We start from the raw sequence: 17,432 nt of genomic DNA, 5'->3' as shown, positions 1-17,432 counted from the left end.
TGTGTATTAATAGCGAAATAGATTCACCAGACTTTTGCTCTCTTCACAAAATCTTCTACTGCACACCCTTCAAAACGAAGCGAGGGGGGAGTACATTGTTCCGTGCTGACTTCCACGGCAGGGAGTGGCAATAATAGCGAAAAGGTTAAAGGTTCATGTCCCCTATCGAAAAATCCAGCAAGCTAGATAACGTCTGTTATGACATCCGCGGCCCGGTTCTGAAAGAGGCAAAACGCCTTGAAGAAGAAGGCAATAAGGTTCTGAAACTCAACATTGGTAACCCTGCGCCATTTGGTTTTGAAGCGCCGGATGAAATTCTGGTTGATGTGATCCGTAACCTGCCCACCGCACAAGGCTATTGCGATTCAAAAGGACTTTACTCCGCGCGTAAAGCCATCATGCAGCACTACCAGGCACGCGGTATGCGCGATGTTACCGTTGAAGATATCTACATCGGCAATGGTGTTTCTGAACTGATCGTGCAGGCGATGCAGGCGCTGCTGAACAGTGGCGACGAGATGCTGGTACCTGCGCCGGATTATCCGTTGTGGACGGCTGCCGTATCACTGTCCAGTGGGAAAGCGGTGCACTATTTGTGCGACGAGTCTTCTGACTGGTTCCCGGATCTCGATGATATTCGCGCGAAAATTACCCCTCGTACGCGTGGCATCGTGATTATTAACCCGAATAACCCAACGGGTGCGGTTTATTCCAAAGAACTTCTGATGGAGATCGTCGAGCTCGCTCGTCAGCACAACCTGATCATCTTTGCCGATGAAATTTACGACAAGATCCTGTATGACGCGGCGCAGCACCACTCTATCGCCGCGCTGGCCCCGGACCTGCTGACCGTTACCTTTAACGGTCTGTCTAAAACCTACCGTGTGGCGGGTTTCCGTCAGGGCTGGATGGTATTGAACGGCCCGAAAAAACACGCCAAAGGTTATATTGAAGGGCTGGAGATGCTGGCCTCAATGCGTTTATGTGCCAACGTACCGGCGCAACACGCGATCCAGACGGCGCTCGGTGGCTATCAGAGCATTAGTGAGTTTATTGTCCCTGGAGGTCGTCTGTACGAACAGCGTAACCGTGCATGGGAACTGATCAACGACATCCCTGGCGTTTCGTGCGTGAAGCCAAACGGGGCACTCTACATGTTCCCGAAAATTGACGCGAAGCGCTTCAATATTCATGACGACCAGAAAATGGTGCTCGATTTCCTGCTGCAGGAAAAAGTGCTGCTGGTTCAGGGAACGGCGTTTAACTGGCCGTGGCCGGATCACGTCCGTATCGTCACCCTTCCGCGCGAAGACGATCTCGAAATGGCCATCAGCAGATTCGGGCGATTCCTTTCCGGCTATCATCAGTAATCTTAAAAATCAGGCTACCTCGGTAGCCTGATTTGCATCTTCCCTCCCCTCCCCGCACAATGAAGTCTGTCGCAGTGAAGACAAAAGGTACCTTATGAGTCAGAGTCATTTCTTTGCCCATCTCTCCCGCCTGAAACTCATCAACCGCTGGCCGCTGATGCGCAACGTGCGCACTGAGAATGTATCGGAGCACAGTTTGCAGGTTGCCATGGTTGCTCATGCGCTGGCCGCCATTAAAAACCGCAAATTTAACGGCCAGGTCAACGCGGAGCGCATTGCTTTGCTGGCGATGTACCATGACGCGTCTGAAGTGCTGACCGGCGATCTGCCTACTCCAGTGAAATATTTCAACTCACAGATTGCGCAGGAATATAAGGCCATCGAGAAAATTGCCCAGCAGAAGCTGATAGATATGGTGCCGGAGGAGTTACGCGATATCTTTGAGCCGCTGATCGATGAGCATCAGTACACGGAAGATGAAAAGTCACTGGTCAAACAGGCCGATGCGCTATGCGCCTACCTGAAGTGTCTGGAAGAACTCTCTGCAGGAAACAACGAATTTTTACTGGCGAAAACGCGTCTGGAGAAAACGCTTGAATCCCGCCGCAGCGAAGAGATGGATTATTTTATGCAGGTGTTTGTACCGAGCTTCCATTTATCGCTGGACGAGATTAGCCAGGATTCGCCGTTGTAACTTTTGCCGGGTGGCGGCTTCGCCTTACCCGGCAAAATTCTCAGAAGGGGAACAGGACCGGTATCAATACCACGCACACCAGCATCACCAGCACGGTGAACGGCACGCCCAGTTTCACAAAATCGCTGAATCGGTAGTTCCCCGGCCCCAGTACCAGGGTATTGACCGGTGAAGAGACTGGCGTCATAAACGCTGCTGATGCCGCCATCGCCACCATCATCGCAAAGGGATACGGCGATACGCCCATGGATTTCGCCATCGCCAGCGCAATCGGCGCCATCAATACCGCCGTCGCAGTGTTTGAGATAAACAGACCGATGGTGGCGCACATAATAAACAGGCAGACCATCATCATGTACGGCCCATACCCGCCGCCAACGTCCATCAAACCTTTAACGATCAGATCCACCCCGCCGGTTTTTTGCAGCGCCAGGGCGAAGGGCATCATGCCGACAATTAATATAATGCTCGGCCAGTGAATCGCTTTATAAGCACTTTCGGCATCAATACAGCGGAATTTGCCCATCAGTAAACAGGCAATAATCGCCGCCACAGGATTAGGAATTTCATCGGTCAGCATCAGCGCGACCATGAGCACCAGACAAAAAATAGCGTGGGGAGCCTGACTGTGAGCCGGAGAGGCATCGCTCTCTTCAACTGGCATGTTGAGCACCACAAAATCACGCCCTTTTTGCCCGAGCTGGCTGATGAGCTTCCAGTTACCGACGACCAGAAAAATATCCCCCAACTGGAGAGGCTCATCCACGACGGCCCCATCCATCGCGACGCCATCACGCTTCAATCCCACCACGTTTAAACCATAGCGGGTTCGGAAACCGATTTCGCGCACGGTTTTGCCCAGTAATTCCGATTCCGGGATCAGCGACACTTCGGCCATGCCGACATCAAGAGCCTGGTCTGAGAAATACTCCCCGCGCAGCACCATCGGCTCCAGCATTTGCTCGCTGCAGAATTCACGTAGATCCACATCTGCGGTGGACATATCAATCAGCAGGACATCCCGCGCACGGAATTCCGAAACCCCGTTAACATTGACGATAACCCGGCGAAAACGACGCCAGCGCTCTACACCGATCACATTCGCGCCATAACGCTCACGCAGCCTCAGGTCGTCAAGCCGCTGCCCGACCATCGGCGAGCCGGGGCGAATGGCCAGACGGCGGGCACGCCCGGTGAGACGGTACTCTTTGATCAGATCGCGGAAGGTACGTCGCTTCCAGCCCTCTTTGGTTTTATCCTGCTTTTCCCCTTTCAGAGCAAAACGGGTCAGCAGCATGTAGACCACACCCAACAGCAGAATGACCAGCCCAAGCGGGGTGACGCTGAAAAAACTGAACCCCTGGAATCCTTCCCGGATCAGCTCGCTGTTAACAACCAGGTTTGGCGGCGTTGCCACCAGCGTCATCATACCGCTGATCAAACCGGCAAAACTCAGAGGCATCATCAGGCGCGACGGCGAGGTCTGCATCCGCATGGAAACACTCAGCACCACCGGGATAAAAATCGCGACCACGCCCGTTGAGCTCATAAACGCCCCCAGCCCGGCAACGGTCAGCATCAGATAAATCAACATCTTTGTTTCACTGCTACCGGCCACCTTCACCAGCCATGCTCCCATGATGGTTGCTACGCCGGTGCGCACCAGACCATCACCAATAATAAACAGGGCGGCAATCAGAATGACGTTGGGATCGCTGAACCCGGAGAAGGCTTCCGGCAGCGTGAGCGTACCACTCAGCACAAAAGCAACGATGATAAACAAGGCGACCGCATCCATGCGAACCTTGCCCGTGGCGAAAAGAATGATGGCGATTAAAAGCAGGCTAAGGACCCAAATCAGTTCACCGTTCACAACATGTCCTTGTCAGTGGGAGATGAGAATTTTTTACCATAAAAAAGCCCCAACAATGTGGGGCTATATCATGGGATTACATTTTCAGCGAGACGGTTACAACGCCGTCAGGTGCTTTTGAAACAGCCAGTGCCGTCAAAGAATCAAGCACAAAGTCCGCTTCACTCAGCCGGGGGGAGCCCGTCGGAACGTTGACGGCGATAACGTGGCTACCGGCGTTTAACCCGGCAAGGACACCTGCCGCTGCATCTTCCACCACTACACACTCTGCCGGAGCGAGCCCCAGCAATTCAGCCCCCAGTAAAAAAGCGTCGGGTTCCGGTTTTCCGCGCTTAACGCGCTCCGCCGTGATAAACACTTCGGGCGTTGGCAGGCCTGCCGCCTTGTGTCGGGCGTGAGCAACCGGCACGGAACCGGAGGTGACAATCGCCCATGGGATCTGTGCCTCGTTCAGATGCTCAAGCAGTTCGCGTGCCCCTGGTAATGCAGTGATGCCGTCCGTATCGGTGGCTTCAATGTGTTCCAGGTATTTGAACTCCGCCTGAATGTCGTCCTCAGAGCGTCCGGCCAGGAAGTGCCTTAGCGAGGTTATGGCCTGTTTGCCATGGATAAAATTCAGCACCTCCTGATGGTCGATGCCATGTCTGTCAGCCCAATGGCACCAGGATCGCTCCACAACCGGCAGCGAATCCACCAGCGTACCGTCCAGATCAAACAGAAAACCTCTACACTGCACACGCACCTCCGTCAGGCATTAATGATTTGTTGAATTTCGTTGCTGCTTAAATGGTACTGGCGTGGACAGGCATGCCACGCGCTCAACATGCGCTGGTATTTATCCCACATTGGGGTCTGCGCGTTGAAACCGTGAGTGCCCGCATCAAAGTGGGTATAACGCCCCTCGGTATTCACCATAAAGCGAACATAGCTCAGATAACGCGCTTCTGTAGCAGCATCAAAGCCTAAGAAGGTGACACGGCGCTCGTCAATGGACTGCTGATCTTTAAGATTCGTCCAGGACACATGCAGGGCGTGATACATCTCCATAATGTCGATCACGATGCGGCAGGTTTCTTCTTTCAGCTCACCAAACTCGCGATCCAGTTCGCGCATTTGCAAACCAAAGCCGCGTTCGACGATGGTCTGCAGGCGGCTGTAGCGCGCAGCGTTATCGGGATCAAGCATAGTCATCATCTTGTACTGGTTAGACAAAATCAGACGTTGAGCATGGGTCATTTCCATCTTTCGACTCCTGTAGCGCATTGCACTTAAAAAAAAGACACGGTAACTGATTGTTACTGTGCCTTCTTTTAATAGTCGTTTCGATGATCAATCACAAATCATCGAGGAATGTTTTATCAAGTTGCTTAAAAGCTCGCTTAAGCGTGTCGGCCAGCGCCTGATAATCCGGCTTACCTTCGACCGGGGCAAGCGCCTGGCCTGCCTCTTCCAGTTTTCCGCGCACTTCATAAAACCAGTGTAAAATAGAAGGCGGAAGCGGTGTGATGGAGCGTTTACCTAACCACCAGAGCCCCTGCATTGGCAGACTTAACGCGAAGAGCGCCGTCGCGACCGCCGGACCAAGCTGACCACCCAATGCGATTTGCCAGCACAGGGTAAAGATAGCAACGGGAGGCATAAATCGAATCGCATAGCGCGTTGCGCGGATGGTGCGATTCTCTATAAACATGGGTGCAAGACGCTTTTCCATCGGCCACGTCTTTGCGTAATGCTGTCCCCGACGAAACAGACTAAAGAAATTTACGGTCGGGTTCTCTGGTGTCGACATGGCTGTACCTCAACTTCACATATAAAATTTAAAATTTTCGTGCAAAACCACAACAGGTGATGACAACGTTCAAAATCTTTTGTCATCCCTACCCCGTATCGGGTATCCTGTGCCAGCCTGATAGGGCCATAGACGAGAATCATTAACTCGTCAAATTATCGCATATTATGCCATTGTCTGAAAAATGTTCAAAATGGCATAAAATCATAGGTATTTCTTTCATCATGCCAGAATGTTCGTTTGGCATGATGTTAATCATAAATGTCTGAGTCATCATGCGTTACGCTGTTAGACTCACTGACGTTTTTTTAGCCACGTATCAATAATAGGTACTTCCATGTCGAGTAAGTTAGTACTGGTTCTGAACTGCGGTAGCTCCTCACTGAAATTCGCCATCATCGATGCGCTCAACGGTGACGAATACCTCTCTGGTTTGGCCGAATGTTTCCATCTGCCTGAAGCACGTATCAAGTGGAAGATGGACGGCAGCAAACAAGAAGCGGCTTTAGGTGCAGGCGCCGCTCACAGTGAAGCGCTGAACTTTATCGTTAACACTATTCTGGCACAAAAACCAGAACTGTCTGCTCAGCTGACTGCGATTGGTCACCGTATCGTCCACGGCGGCGAAAAATACACCAGCTCCGTCGTGATCGACGAAACTGTTATTCAGGGCATCAAAGATGCTGCCTCATTTGCACCGCTGCACAACCCGGCGCATCTGATCGGTATCGCTGAAGCGCTGAAATCCTTCCCGAATCTGAAAGATAAAAACGTGGCCGTGTTTGACACCGCGTTCCATCAGACCATGCCGGAAGAGTCTTACCTCTATGCCCTGCCATACAGCCTGTACAAAGAGCACGGTGTTCGTCGCTACGGCGCGCACGGCACCAGCCACTTCTATGTAACTCAGGAAGCGGCAAAAGTACTGAATAAGCCAGTTGAAGAACTGAACATCATCACCTGCCACCTGGGCAACGGTGGTTCTGTTTCTGCTATCCGCAACGGTAAATGCGTTGATACCTCCATGGGTCTGACCCCACTGGAAGGTCTGGTGATGGGTACCCGTTCCGGTGACATCGACCCGGCAATCATCTTCCACCTGCACGACACCCTGGGCATGAGCGTTGACCAGATCAACAAAATGCTGACCAAAGAGTCTGGCCTGCTGGGTCTGACCGAAGTCACCAGCGACTGCCGTTATGTTGAAGACAACTACGCAGAAAAAGAAGACGCTAAACGTGCAATGGACGTTTACTGCCACCGTCTGGCGAAGTACATCGGCTCTTACACTGCGCTGATGGAAGGCCGTCTGGACGCGGTTATCTTCACCGGTGGTATCGGTGAGAATGCGGCAATGGTGCGTGAACTGTCCCTGGGCAAACTGGGCGTTCTGGGCTTCGACGTTGATCACGAGCGTAACCTGGCTGCCCGTTTCGGCAAGTCTGGCTTCATCAACAAAGAAGGCACCCGCCCAGCTATCGTTATCCCAACTAACGAAGAGCTGGTCATCGCGCAAGACGCAAGCCGTCTGACCGCCTGATTCCACACCGCCAGCTCTGCTGGCGGTGCTGTTTTGTAACCCGCCCAATGTCGGCGGTAACGAAAGAGGATAAACCGTGTCCCGTACTATTATGCTGATCCCTACCGGAACCAGCGTCGGCCTGACCAGTGTCAGCCTTGGCGTTATCCGTGCTATGGAACGCAAAGGCGTTCGTCTGAGCGTCTTTAAGCCAATCGCCCAGCCTCGTGCCGGTGGCGATGCGCCAGACCAGACCACCACCATCGTTCGTAAAAACTCCAATCTGCCAGCGGCTGAACCGCTGAAGATGAGCCACGTTGAGTCTCTGCTGTCCAGCAACCAGAAAGACGTGCTGATGGAAGAGATCATCGCCAACTACCACGCTAACACGCAAGACGCGGAAGTGGTGCTGGTTGAAGGTCTGGTCCCGACCCGCAAACACCAGTTTGCCCAGTCTCTGAACTTCGAAATCGCGAAAACCCTGAACGCAGAGATCGTTTTCGTGATGTCTCAGGGCACTGATACCCCTGAGCAGCTGAACGAGCGTATCGAACTGACTCGCAGCAGCTTCGGCGGCGCGAAAAACACCAACATCACTGGCGTAATCGTTAACAAACTGAATGCGCCAGTTGATGAGCAGGGCCGTACTCGCCCTGATCTGTCCGAGATCTTCGACGACTCCTCCAAAGCGAAAGTCATCAAAGTTGACCCGGCTAAACTGCAGGAATCCAGCCCGCTGCCAGTACTTGGCGCGGTACCATGGAGTTTCGATCTGATTGCCACCCGTGCAATCGACATGGCGCGTCACCTGAACGCCACCATCGTTAACGAAGGCGACATCAATACCCGCCGCGTGAAGTCCGTGACCTTCTGTGCGCGTAGCATTCCGCACATGCTGGAACACTTCCGCGCAGGTTCCCTGCTGGTGACCTCCGCAGATCGTCCTGACGTCCTGGTTGCAGCGTGCCTGGCCGCGATGAACGGCGTGGAAATCGGCGCTATCTTGCTGACCGGTGCCTACGAGATGGACCCGCGCGTCAGCAAACTGTGCGAACGCGCGTTTGCCACTGGCCTGCCAGTCTTCATGGTGAACACCAACACCTGGCAGACCTCCCTGAGCCTGCAGAGCTTCAACCTGGAAGTGCCGGTTGATGACCACGAGCGTATCGAGAAAGTTCAGGAATACGTTGCTGGCTACATTAACGCAGACTGGATCGAATCCCTGACGGCGACCTCCGAGCGCAGCCGTCGTCTGTCTCCTCCTGCATTCCGTTACCAGCTGACCGAGCTGGCGCGTAAAGCGGGCAAACGTGTTGTTCTGCCAGAAGGCGACGAACCACGTACTGTTAAAGCGGCGGCTATCTGTGCAGAGCGCGGCATCGCGACCTGCGTGCTGCTGGGCAACCCGGACGAGATCAACCGCGTGGCGGCCTCTCAGGGCGTTGAACTGGGTACAGGCATCGAAATCGTTGACCCGGAAGTGGTTCGCGAAAGCTATGTTGCACGTCTGGTTGAGCTGCGTAAGAGCAAGGGTATGACCGAAGCCGTTGCGCGTGAACAGCTGGAAGACAACGTGGTGCTGGGTACGCTGATGCTGGAGCAGGACGAAGTTGACGGCCTGGTTTCCGGTGCTGTTCACACTACTGCGAACACCATCCGTCCACCGCTGCAGTTGATCAAAACCGCTCCAGGTAGCTCTCTGGTTTCTTCCGTGTTCTTCATGCTGCTGCCTGAACAGGTTTATGTTTACGGTGACTGTGCGATTAACCCGGATCCAACTGCAGAGCAGCTGGCTGAAATCGCTATCCAGTCTGCTGACTCCGCGATTGCCTTCGGTATCGAACCACGTGTGGCAATGCTCTCCTACTCTACCGGTACCTCTGGTGCAGGTAGCGATGTAGAGAAAGTCCGTGAAGCAACTCGTCTGGCGCAGGAAAAACGTCCTGACCTGATGATCGATGGCCCGCTGCAGTACGATGCTGCGGTTATGGCTGACGTTGCGAAATCCAAAGCGCCGAACTCTCCGGTTGCAGGTCGCGCGACCGTGTTCATCTTCCCAGATCTGAACACCGGTAACACCACCTACAAAGCGGTACAGCGTTCTGCAGACCTGATCTCCATCGGGCCAATGCTGCAGGGTATGCGCAAACCTGTGAATGACCTGTCCCGTGGTGCGCTGGTAGACGATATCGTCTACACCATCGCGCTGACCGCGATCCAGTCTTCACAGCAGCAGTAAGTTTTACTGCAACAAAAAGGCGACCTCACGGTCGCCTTTTTTATTTACAGTAGCTCTCTCGCCGCCGACACAATGTCATGTGCCGTCAGGCCATACTCCTTCTGCAGGAAATCCTGTGTCCCCACCTGGCCATAACGCTCCTTCACGCCAACCCGACGCATCGGTACCGGGCAGGTTTCTACCAGCACTTCCGCAACGGCTGAACCCAGCCCGTTATGAATGCTGTGGTTTTCGCAGGTGACGATACGCCCGGTTTTCTCGGCGTAGTTTTTCACCAGCATCCGGTCGATAGGCTTCAGGGTAAACATGTCGATGACCGCCGCGCTGACGCCCTCCTTCTCCAGCTGACGCGCCGCTTCCAGTGCTTCCGCCACCATAATGCCATTGGCAATCAGGGTAATATCGGTGCCTTCGCGCAGCACATTGCCTTTGCCGATGGTAAACGTCGAGCCAGGCGCGTACACGCTCGGTGCCTGCTTACGGATGGTGCGCACCCAATAAAAACCGTCGAGATCGATAAGCTGGCGCAACACGTCTTCAAACATTACCGCGTCGGTGACTTCCAGCACCACTGAATGCGCCAGACCGCGAACGATGCCCATGTCTTCAAACGACATATGCGTTCCGCCGTTATGACAGGCCGTCACACCCGCATCAGAGGCTATCACCTTCACGTTGTTGTGCTGGTAGTCAAGGGACATAAACAGCTGGTCAAAACAGCGACGGCTGGCGAAGGCGGTAAAGGTATGAACAAACGGTTTGCGCCCGGTAAGTGACAGTCCTGCCGCCGTACCAATTACGTTCGCTTCCATGATGCCGCAGTTAATCACATGCTGCGGATAATCACGCGCCACGCTATCCATCGCCATAGAGCTCATCAGATCCGCTTCAAGGGCGATAATCTCACTTCCCGCCTCAATCTGCTTAGCCACAAAACCCGCGTAGACTTTACGCATCTCAATGGCATCTTTCTGTCCTGCTGGTGCAACCTTAATCATGTGTAGCCTCCAGTTGGCGGATAGTCTCATCGAGGGCCGCTTTACTCTCTGCGGTCAATCGCAGATGGTGCGAGTTACTGAGCTGCTCCAGATACGGCACCCCCTGCCCTTTAATGCTGTCCAGGATCACCACTCTTGGGCGAGCATCTTTCGCCGGAACCAGAGAGGTCACTTCCAGCAGCGCCGGAATATCGTCTCCTTTGACCGTCACCACGTCATAGCCAAAAGCGCGGAATTTTCCTTCCAGGTCGAACGCACAGATAATATCGTCCAGCTCGCCATCCAGCTGCTGCTTGTTCCAGTCCACGAATATCGTCAGGTTATTCAGACGATGGTGCGCAATAAACTGGAAGGCTTCCCAGCACTGTCCTTCGTTCAACTCGCCGTCACCGACAATGCAGAAGACTCTGTTTGGCCGCCCTGCCAGCTTGTGCGACAGCGCCATTCCCCCGGCAATGGAGATCCCTTGCCCCAAGGATCCCGTGGTGGCATCCACGCCACGCGTTTTCAGGCGATCCGGATGGCTTGGCAGTCGGGTACCGTTCTGGTTCAGCGTGCTCAGTTCTTCCACCGGGAAGTAACCCTTGATCGCCAGCGTGCTGTAGAGCGCCGGGCCCGCATGACCTTTCGACAGGACAAAGTAGTCACGCTCTGGCCAGTCCGGATCGGCCGGGTCGATTTTCATCACCGCGCCGTACAGCACGGCCAGCGTTTCAACCACCGACATACTGCCACCGTAGTGTCCAAAGCCCAGCCGCGTCAGGGATTTCAGCGTCTCAAGACGGATCTGACGCGCGAGTTCGGTTATCTCTTTCTCATTCATGATTTGGCTCCGGTGTTTTCCTGCGCGTTACCGCCTGCAGGTTTGTTTTTCGCGAAGACGTTGTACGCCACCAGCAGCGCGAATAGCGCCACAACCAGCCCGGTAATGGCAAGCGGCGACAGGAAGCGCGCCAGGTTGCCGAGCACAATCCCAACGGCGCCGAAATCAGCGTCCGAGAACGTTGTGTTAGCAAAGCCAATTGCGCCCAGCACCGGAAGCAGCAGCACCGGCAGGAAGGTGATCAGCAACCCATTGGCAAAGGCGCCAATCATTGCCCCACGACGTCCACCTGTCGCGTTCCCAAACACGCCCGCCGTTGCACCGGTGAAGAAGTGCGGCACTACGCCCGGGAGGATCAGCACCCAGTTAAACTGGCCGCAGATGATCAACCCCACAATCCCACCCAGAAAGCTGAACAGGAAGCCAATCAGCACCGCGTTTGGCGCATACGGATAGACCACCGGGCAGTCCAGCGCCGGGCGTGCATTGGGCACCAGTTTTTCCGAGAAGCCGGTAAAGGCCGGAACGATTTCCGCCAGGATCAGGCGCACACCCTGCAGGATGATGAACACGCCCGCCGCGAAGGTAATCGCCATGATGATGGCGTACACCAGGTAGTTCTGACCGCCGCTGAAGGTGGCCTCAACGTATTCACGCCCGGCACTCACCGCCATGATCAGATAGATAATCATCATGGTCAGCGAGATGGAGATAGAACTGTCGCGAAGGAAGCTCAGGTTCTTCGGCAGGTTCATCTCTTCGGTTGAGCGGGAGCCTTTGCCAACCTTGCTGCCAATCCAGCCGGACAGCACATAGCCCAGCGTGCCGAAGTGACCAAAGGCGATATCGTCGTTACCGGTGATACGCTTCATATAACGCTGCGCGATGGCCGGGAAGAAGGCCATTACCAGACCGAGGATCAGCGAGCCGGTAAAGACCAGCCCTACGCCTTCAAAGCCCGCTACCGTCAGGATCACACCAATCATGCACGCCATGTAAAAGGTGTGATGCCCGGTCAGGAAGATATACTTCAGGCGGGTAAAGCGCGCGACGATAATATTCGCCACCATCCCGAAGGCCATAATCAGTGCGGTTGCGGCACCGTATTTCTCAAGCGCAATCGACACAATCGCTTCATTGTTTGGAATAATCCCCTGGATAGTAAAAGCGTGCTCAAACATGCCGCCTAAAGGATTTAATGACCCTACCAGTACTGTGGCCCCCCCCCCCAGCACAATAAATCCCAGGATAGTTTTAATTGTCCCTTTCACCACGTCCGAAAACGCTTTTTTCTGTGCAACCAAACCGATTAACGCAATTAACCCCACCAGCACCGAAGGGACTTTTAATATATCAACAACGAAATTCAGCGTTTCAAGGATAAACATATCCACCTCGCCTAATCAGGGTTATTGTCTTTCGAACCAGGCACGCAGTTGCGCTTCAAGTTCGTTGATGTCGATGATGTTGTTGATCACCACCAGCTGGCTTTCCGGCACGCTGGCGCTGGCCGCAATGTCTTTTGCCATCACGAACAGGTCGGCCGCGCCCGGTGTGGCCGAGGAGAGATCGGAGTGTTCAACCTCGGCCTCAATCTCCAGCTTTTTGAGCACCTTTTTGATATTCATTTCGACCATAAAACTACTGCCCAGGCCAGAACCGCAAATAGCCATGATTTTCATTGTTGTCCCCTTTTTTTGAGTAAAGCACGCCCCATCACGCCAGCGCGTAATGTTGTGAAAAATCGGATTAAAGAATTAAATCAGCAGCGGTCAATAATCGTTTTAATTTCCTCCAGAGTATTCGCCTGATGTAATTCAGCCATATCTTCATCGCTGGAAAACAGCTCAGCCAGCGCAGAAATCATCTCGATATGGCTATGTTTGTCCGGCGCCGCGAGCATAATAATGACATCGACAGGGTCAAACTCACCGGCACCAAAAGAGACGCCCTGTTTTAGTTTTAATAAAGACAACCCCAGTCCTTTGGCTCCTTCCTCCGGCCGCGCATGCGGCATCGCCAGCCCTGGTGCCAGCACATAGTAAGGTCCTAATGTACGATGTTGCTCAACGATCGCCGTGACGTATTCCGGCGCGATAACCTGCAGATCCAGCAACGGTTTTGCGCATATCTCCAGCGCCTGCGGCCAGCTTTCAACGCTTTCCTGAATCGTAATGGTTGCATCATATATCCATTTTTTCAGCACTTTTCACTCCCGCCACACTGCAAAAGATGAGCAAACTTTATTCAACACATCAATACCTGACTGCGATCATGATCACAAAGATAGCGCTACCAGTCGCTAACATTCAGAAATGTGATAGCGCTATCAAATTGTAATCATGGTGTGAAATCACAGCAAAAAAAGGGATTTAGGGCGTATACTGCCTGTCACGTGAAACGAAGGAAAATAAGAACGCGTCTGGTCAGCAGGAAGGTGTATGTCTCTAACCCGAAAACGGCGCAGTACCGGTAAAGTGACACTCGCCGATGTCGCACAGCTTGCCGGTGTGGGCACGATGACCGTGTCCCGTGCACTCCGCACGCCCGAACAGGTTTCCGATAAACTGCGAGAAAAAATTGAAGCCGCGGTGCAAGAGTTAGGTTATATGCCCAATCTTGCAGCCAGTGCACTGGCCTCAGCCTCGTCATGGACGATTGCGATGGTCGTTCCTAATCTCTCCGAGGCCGGCTGTTCAGAGATGTTCGCCGGGCTACAGCAGGTGCTGCAGCCTGCCGGCTATCAGATCATGCTGGCAGAATCCCAGCATCGTCTTGAACAGGAAGAGAAGCTGCTGGAGACACTGCTGGCGTCGAATATTGCCGCCGCCATTTTGCTCAGTGTTGAACACACTGACACTGTTCGCCACTGGCTGAAAAATGCCTCCATTCCGGTAATGGAAATGGGGGCCATGCGTGCCGATCCGATTGATATGAATATCGGGATTGATAACGTAGCGGCCATGTACGAACTGACGGAAATGGTAATTAAACGCGGCTATCAAAATATCGGTCTGCTGTGCGCCAACCAGGAACAGTGGATTTTCCAGCAGCATTTACAGGGCTGGTACAAAGCGATGCTTCGCCACCATATGTCACCGAACCGGGTCATTAACGCTGCCATGCCGCCAGTTTTCTCGACCGGCGCCGCGCAACTGCCCGAATTCCTGCTGGCATGGCCTGAACTGGATGCGCTGGTGTGCGTCTCAGACGAACTGGCCTGCGGTGCTCTGTATGAATGTCAGCGCAGGCGAATCAAGGTACCAGACGATCTGGCGGTGGTAGGCTTTGGCGACAGCGATGTGAGCCGCGTCTGTCAGCCGCCGCTGACGACAATGGCAGTGCCGCATCGTAAGATTGGGATTGAAGCCGGGAAAGCACTTCTGGAACGTCTGAATGACGGAGACTGGCGCGATCAAAAGCCCATCGCGTCCAGTCTGTGTCTGCGAGAGAGTTGCTAAGGCTTACTCAGCCTCTTCCTCTTTCTCTGATTTGGTCGACTCGTTATTCGCGTTACGGCTCATCCACAGTGCCAGCGCTTTTAATGAATCTGGAGTGAACTCGTCGCAACGCGCGGTAATTTCTTCCGGCGTCATCCAGTTCACTTCGCTGACTTCTTCTTCCTGCAGGGCAAACGGCCCGTGAGAGACGCAGCTAAACAACCCGCCCCAGACGCGGCAGTTTTCATCCTCAAAATAGAACTGCCCATGTTCGGCAAACGGTACGCCCGCAATACCTAACTCTTCTTCCGCTTCACGACGCGCGGAATCCAGCAGCACTTCATCTGCCTGGACCACACCGCCTGCAGTGGCATCCAGCATACCCGGGAGAAAATCTTTGGTGTCCGTGCGGCGCTGAACCAGAATTTTACCCATACCGTCATGAACAACGATATATGTCGCACGATGACGCAGACGTTCCGCACGCATTTGTTCGCGGCTGGCCTGCGCGATCACTTCATTCTCTTCGCTGACAATGTCAACCCACTCTGTACTTGCCAAATGATTCTGCTCCACCATCGGGAAACCTTCTCGTCTAAGCGCTCTTTCGGCGCGTTTGCAGTTGAGGTGTAACTTACGGATTAATCGCTACCTGCGCAATAACTTGCTGATCATTAAGTGCGATAACGCTTAACGTATTTCCATCGAGCATGCCATAGCTCGCAGGGTATCCGCCTTTGGGTATGCTGACCGACCCCGGGTTAAAGTGATAAATCTCACCGTGCTTTTCAGCAACCGGAATATGAGTATGACCGTAAACCAGGACATCGCCAGCCGCCAGCGCCGGGAGATTATCCGGGCTAAAAAGATGCCCATGCGTCAGAAACAGGCGACTTTTTTCCAGCAGTACCTGTTGCCACGGCGCGGTAAGGGGGAAATGCAGCAGCATCTGATCGACTTCGCTGTCGCAGTTGCCGCGAACGGCGATGATGCGCGAGGCATGCTGGTTAAGCTTTTCCGCCACTTGCGCCGGGGCATAACCTTCCGGTAGCGCATTACGCGGGCCGTGATTGAGCACATCGCCCAGAATAATCAGCCACTGCGCACTGCTTTGCGCAAACAGGGAAAGAACACGCTCGGTAGCGGGCAGCGATCCATGGATATCCGACGCAAACATTAGTTTCATCAGTCACTCCTCAGGAAAACAAACTGCCCTTATCATACCTGAAGCGCCAGGGGTTATCAGCCCGCACGCTTAGCGGAGAGTGCCACATAGCGCTGCACAGAAGCTCGCTGCCATTGAAACGCAGCATAATCCACCAGCAGTTGCGGCACTTCATCACCGTTGAGGATTAAACGGTTTAACATTAACGCCAGATCGGCGTCGGCAATGCACCACTCCCCAAACAGGTTCGGGTTGCCATGCGCAAGCAGTGAGGTAGCGGTTTCAATCAGTTTTTGCGCGCTTTCTGTGCCTTCTGCGCTCAGGGCTGGCTTTTTCACCCCGGCAAACACGACGTCCGTCGAGCGTTCCACACGAATCGGTACCAGATCGCTACGCAGCCACGCCTGGATCTGCCTCGCCCTGGCACGCTTTTGCAGATCGTGAGGATAGATGCGCTCCCATTCTGGTGGCGCGAACCGATCTTCCAGATATTCATCAATCGCTGACGATTCGCTCAGCGCAAATCCATCAATTTCCAGCACCGGTACGCGTCGGGTCAGGTCATAACCCTGCCACTGCGGTTTGAGATGTTCACCACCATCAAGATCAACGGTCTTCAGCGTAAAAGTGAGCCCTTTTTCGGCCAGCGCAACGTATACGCTCATTACATAGGGAGAAAAGAAATTCGCATCGGACCACAACGTGATTACAGGCTGGTTCATAACATCCTCATAGGCTGATCGGTTTTTACTCAACATATAATCTCTTTGCCTCGCTGTCACTTGATGAAAACTCACGATTTACAACAACCACCTATACTCATTTTCATGACACCATTATTCACATGGAGAGGCGTTGAAAATGATCGACCTTTATTATGCCCCTACCCCAAACGGCCAAAAGATCACCCTCTTTCTTGAAGAAGCCGAACTGGATTACAGGATCATTCGCGTGGATATCAGCAAAGGTGAACAATTCAGCCCTCTCTTTCTGGCTATCTCACCAAACAATAAAATTCCAGCCATCATTGATAACCAGCCAGCAGATGGCGGCAGACCATTGAGTCTGTTTGAATCCGGTGAAATTTTGCTCTATCTGGCGGAAAAAACCGGCAAACTGTTGAGCGGTGAATTGCGCGAACGTCACCATACCTTGCAATGGCTGTTCTGGCAGGCGAGCGGATTGGGTCCCATGCTGGGGCAAAATCACCATTTTACCGCTTACGCCCCGCAGCCCATTCCCTATGCGATAGAACGCTACCAGGTAGAAACTCAACGGCTCTACGGCGTCCTGAATCGTCGGCTGGAGAAAACGCCATGGCTCGGGGGCGATCATTACAGTATTGCTGATATTGCCTGCTGGCCATGGGTGAATACCTATGAAAAACACCGGATTGACCTTGCCTCTTACCCGGCGGTGAACAACTGGTTTGAGCGTATTCGGACCCGCCCGGCCACCGAACGCGCAATACAAAAAATCCAGCAGATTTAACCTGATATGAGGCTGGGTGCCTGCGAGCCTC

18 protein-coding genes are annotated in these 17,432 nt (G+C 53.6%); 6 read left to right on the top strand and 12 right to left on the bottom strand.

The annotated features are described in order from the left end of the window. Positions 1-155 precede the first annotated feature (155 nt). A complete protein-coding gene (alaA, locus tag WB237_RS01235; RefSeq protein WP_008500204.1) occupies positions 156-1,370 on the top strand; it encodes an alanine transaminase AlaA in 1,215 nt (404 codons plus the stop codon). A 94-nt stretch (positions 1,371-1,464) separates the two neighbouring features. Beyond that, a complete protein-coding gene (gene yfbR / locus WB237_RS01230) occupies positions 1,465-2,064 on the top strand; it encodes a 5'-deoxynucleotidase (RefSeq protein ID WP_028016242.1) in 600 nt (199 codons plus the stop codon). 40 nt (positions 2,065-2,104) lie between these two features. On the opposite strand, the gene WB237_RS01225 is transcribed toward yfbR, so the two are convergent. The 4 genes from WB237_RS01225 to yfbV form a co-directional block, all read right to left on the bottom strand. After that, a complete protein-coding gene (locus tag WB237_RS01225) occupies positions 2,105-3,937 on the bottom strand; it encodes an SLC13 family permease (protein ID WP_336209550.1) in 1,833 nt (610 codons plus the stop codon). A gap of 76 nt (positions 3,938-4,013) precedes the next feature. Next, positions 4,014-4,673: a sugar phosphatase gene (locus WB237_RS01220; RefSeq protein ID WP_028016240.1), complete on the bottom strand. Its 660-nt coding sequence runs from the start codon at positions 4,671-4,673 to the stop codon at positions 4,014-4,016. Positions 4,674-4,684: 11 nt separating this feature from the next. Then, a complete protein-coding gene (locus tag WB237_RS01215) occupies positions 4,685-5,179 on the bottom strand; it encodes a YfbU family protein (RefSeq protein WP_008502874.1) in 495 nt (164 codons plus the stop codon). 91 nt (positions 5,180-5,270) lie between these two features. Then, on the bottom strand, positions 5,271-5,726 hold the full coding sequence (gene yfbV / locus WB237_RS01210; RefSeq protein WP_028016238.1) for a terminus macrodomain insulation protein YfbV: 456 nt from the start codon (positions 5,724-5,726) through the stop codon (positions 5,271-5,273). 337 nt (positions 5,727-6,063) lie between these two features. Here yfbV and ackA point away from each other — a divergent pair, with 337 nt between their 5' ends. Next, positions 6,064-7,266 (top strand): acetate kinase, encoded by a 1,203-nt coding sequence (gene ackA / locus WB237_RS01205; RefSeq protein ID WP_114977643.1) that lies wholly within the window; start codon positions 6,064-6,066, stop codon positions 7,264-7,266. Positions 7,267-7,342: 76 nt separating this feature from the next. Further along, the gene (gene pta / locus WB237_RS01200) at positions 7,343-9,484 is read left to right on the top strand and encodes a phosphate acetyltransferase (protein ID WP_237993844.1); all 2,142 of its coding nucleotides are present in this window, start codon (positions 7,343-7,345) and stop codon (positions 9,482-9,484) included. Positions 9,485-9,528: 44 nt separating this feature from the next. On the opposite strand, the gene WB237_RS01195 is transcribed toward pta, so the two are convergent. The 5 genes from WB237_RS01195 to WB237_RS01175 all read right to left on the bottom strand — a co-directional run bounded on the left by WB237_RS01195 (position 9,529) and on the right by WB237_RS01175 (position 13,511). Next, positions 9,529-10,482 carry a transketolase family protein gene (locus WB237_RS01195; RefSeq protein WP_336209545.1) on the bottom strand — a complete coding sequence of 318 codons (954 nt, stop codon included), beginning with the start codon at positions 10,480-10,482 and terminating at the stop codon, positions 9,529-9,531. Continuing rightward, positions 10,475-11,305, bottom strand: a complete 831-nt coding sequence (locus WB237_RS01190) for a transketolase (protein WP_336209543.1) — start codon at positions 11,303-11,305, stop codon at positions 10,475-10,477. The genes WB237_RS01195 and WB237_RS01190 overlap by 8 nt, the downstream gene beginning before the upstream one ends. After that, complete coding sequence (locus WB237_RS01185; protein WP_028016233.1) at positions 11,302-12,693, bottom strand: PTS ascorbate transporter subunit IIC; 1,392 nt, start codon at positions 12,691-12,693, stop codon at positions 11,302-11,304. The genes WB237_RS01190 and WB237_RS01185 overlap by 4 nt, the downstream gene beginning before the upstream one ends. Before the next feature lie 21 nt (positions 12,694-12,714). Continuing rightward, positions 12,715-12,987: a PTS sugar transporter subunit IIB gene (locus WB237_RS01180; protein WP_003861447.1), complete on the bottom strand. Its 273-nt coding sequence runs from the start codon at positions 12,985-12,987 to the stop codon at positions 12,715-12,717. A gap of 80 nt (positions 12,988-13,067) precedes the next feature. Further along, positions 13,068-13,511 carry a PTS sugar transporter subunit IIA gene (locus WB237_RS01175; protein WP_336209541.1) on the bottom strand — a complete coding sequence of 148 codons (444 nt, stop codon included), beginning with the start codon at positions 13,509-13,511 and terminating at the stop codon, positions 13,068-13,070. 235 nt (positions 13,512-13,746) lie between these two features. Here WB237_RS01175 and WB237_RS01170 point away from each other — a divergent pair, with 235 nt between their 5' ends. Further along, positions 13,747-14,766, top strand: a complete 1,020-nt coding sequence (locus tag WB237_RS01170) for a LacI family DNA-binding transcriptional regulator (RefSeq protein WP_028016231.1) — start codon at positions 13,747-13,749, stop codon at positions 14,764-14,766. Between the two features lie 3 nt (positions 14,767-14,769). Here the strand turns inward: WB237_RS01170 and yfcD are convergent, their stop codons facing one another. From yfcD to yfcF, 3 genes are read right to left on the bottom strand one after another with little or no spacing between them, the layout of a single operon-like run. Further along, the gene (gene yfcD / locus WB237_RS01165) at positions 14,770-15,324 is read right to left on the bottom strand and encodes an NUDIX hydrolase YfcD (protein WP_028016230.1); all 555 of its coding nucleotides are present in this window, start codon (positions 15,322-15,324) and stop codon (positions 14,770-14,772) included. Between the two features lie 55 nt (positions 15,325-15,379). After that, entirely contained in the window at positions 15,380-15,931 is a 552-nt protein-coding gene (gene yfcE / locus WB237_RS01160) for a phosphodiesterase (RefSeq protein WP_336209538.1), read from the bottom strand. Positions 15,932-15,987: 56 nt separating this feature from the next. Then, the gene (gene yfcF, locus WB237_RS01155; RefSeq protein ID WP_028016228.1) at positions 15,988-16,632 is read right to left on the bottom strand and encodes a glutathione transferase; all 645 of its coding nucleotides are present in this window, start codon (positions 16,630-16,632) and stop codon (positions 15,988-15,990) included. A 139-nt stretch (positions 16,633-16,771) separates the two neighbouring features. On the opposite strand from yfcF, the gene yfcG reads away from it, so the two are divergent. Then, positions 16,772-17,401: a GSH-dependent disulfide bond oxidoreductase gene (gene yfcG, locus WB237_RS01150; protein WP_336209536.1), complete on the top strand. Its 630-nt coding sequence runs from the start codon at positions 16,772-16,774 to the stop codon at positions 17,399-17,401. Positions 17,402-17,432 lie beyond the last annotated feature (31 nt).

This window comes from Enterobacter sp. P82 (assembly GCF_037053385.1).
Taxonomy (GTDB): Bacteria; Pseudomonadota; Gammaproteobacteria; order Enterobacterales; family Enterobacteriaceae; genus Enterobacter.
The sequence above is the reverse complement of the archived record's forward strand: the minus strand, read 5'-3'. Positions and strand labels throughout refer to the sequence as shown.

What these genes read in the sequence shown, in the direction of transcription:
- yfcF (WP_028016228.1), bottom strand. Translation starts at nt 16,632, where the DNA reads ATGAACCAGCCTGTAATCACGTTGTGGTCCGATGCGAATTTCTTTTCT.
- WB237_RS01180 (WP_003861447.1), bottom strand. Translation starts at nt 12,987, where the DNA reads ATGAAAATCATGGCTATTTGCGGTTCTGGCCTGGGCAGTAGTTTTATG.
- WB237_RS01185 (WP_028016233.1), bottom strand. Translation starts at nt 12,693, where the DNA reads ATGTTTATCCTTGAAACGCTGAATTTCGTTGTTGATATATTAAAAGTC.
- alaA (WP_008500204.1), top strand. Translation starts at nt 156, where the DNA reads ATGTCCCCTATCGAAAAATCCAGCAAGCTAGATAACGTCTGTTATGAC.
- WB237_RS01190 (WP_336209543.1), bottom strand. Translation starts at nt 11,305, where the DNA reads ATGAATGAGAAAGAGATAACCGAACTCGCGCGTCAGATCCGTCTTGAG.
- yfbR (WP_028016242.1), top strand. Translation starts at nt 1,465, where the DNA reads ATGAGTCAGAGTCATTTCTTTGCCCATCTCTCCCGCCTGAAACTCATC.
- yfcD (WP_028016230.1), bottom strand. Translation starts at nt 15,324, where the DNA reads ATGGTGGAGCAGAATCATTTGGCAAGTACAGAGTGGGTTGACATTGTC.
- WB237_RS01215 (WP_008502874.1), bottom strand. Translation starts at nt 5,179, where the DNA reads ATGGAAATGACCCATGCTCAACGTCTGATTTTGTCTAACCAGTACAAG.
- ackA (WP_114977643.1), top strand. Translation starts at nt 6,064, where the DNA reads ATGTCGAGTAAGTTAGTACTGGTTCTGAACTGCGGTAGCTCCTCACTG.
- WB237_RS01170 (WP_028016231.1), top strand. Translation starts at nt 13,747, where the DNA reads ATGTCTCTAACCCGAAAACGGCGCAGTACCGGTAAAGTGACACTCGCC.
- yfcE (WP_336209538.1), bottom strand. Translation starts at nt 15,931, where the DNA reads ATGAAACTAATGTTTGCGTCGGATATCCATGGATCGCTGCCCGCTACC.
- yfcG (WP_336209536.1), top strand. Translation starts at nt 16,772, where the DNA reads ATGATCGACCTTTATTATGCCCCTACCCCAAACGGCCAAAAGATCACC.
- WB237_RS01195 (WP_336209545.1), bottom strand. Translation starts at nt 10,482, where the DNA reads ATGATTAAGGTTGCACCAGCAGGACAGAAAGATGCCATTGAGATGCGT.
- yfbV (WP_028016238.1), bottom strand. Translation starts at nt 5,726, where the DNA reads ATGTCGACACCAGAGAACCCGACCGTAAATTTCTTTAGTCTGTTTCGT.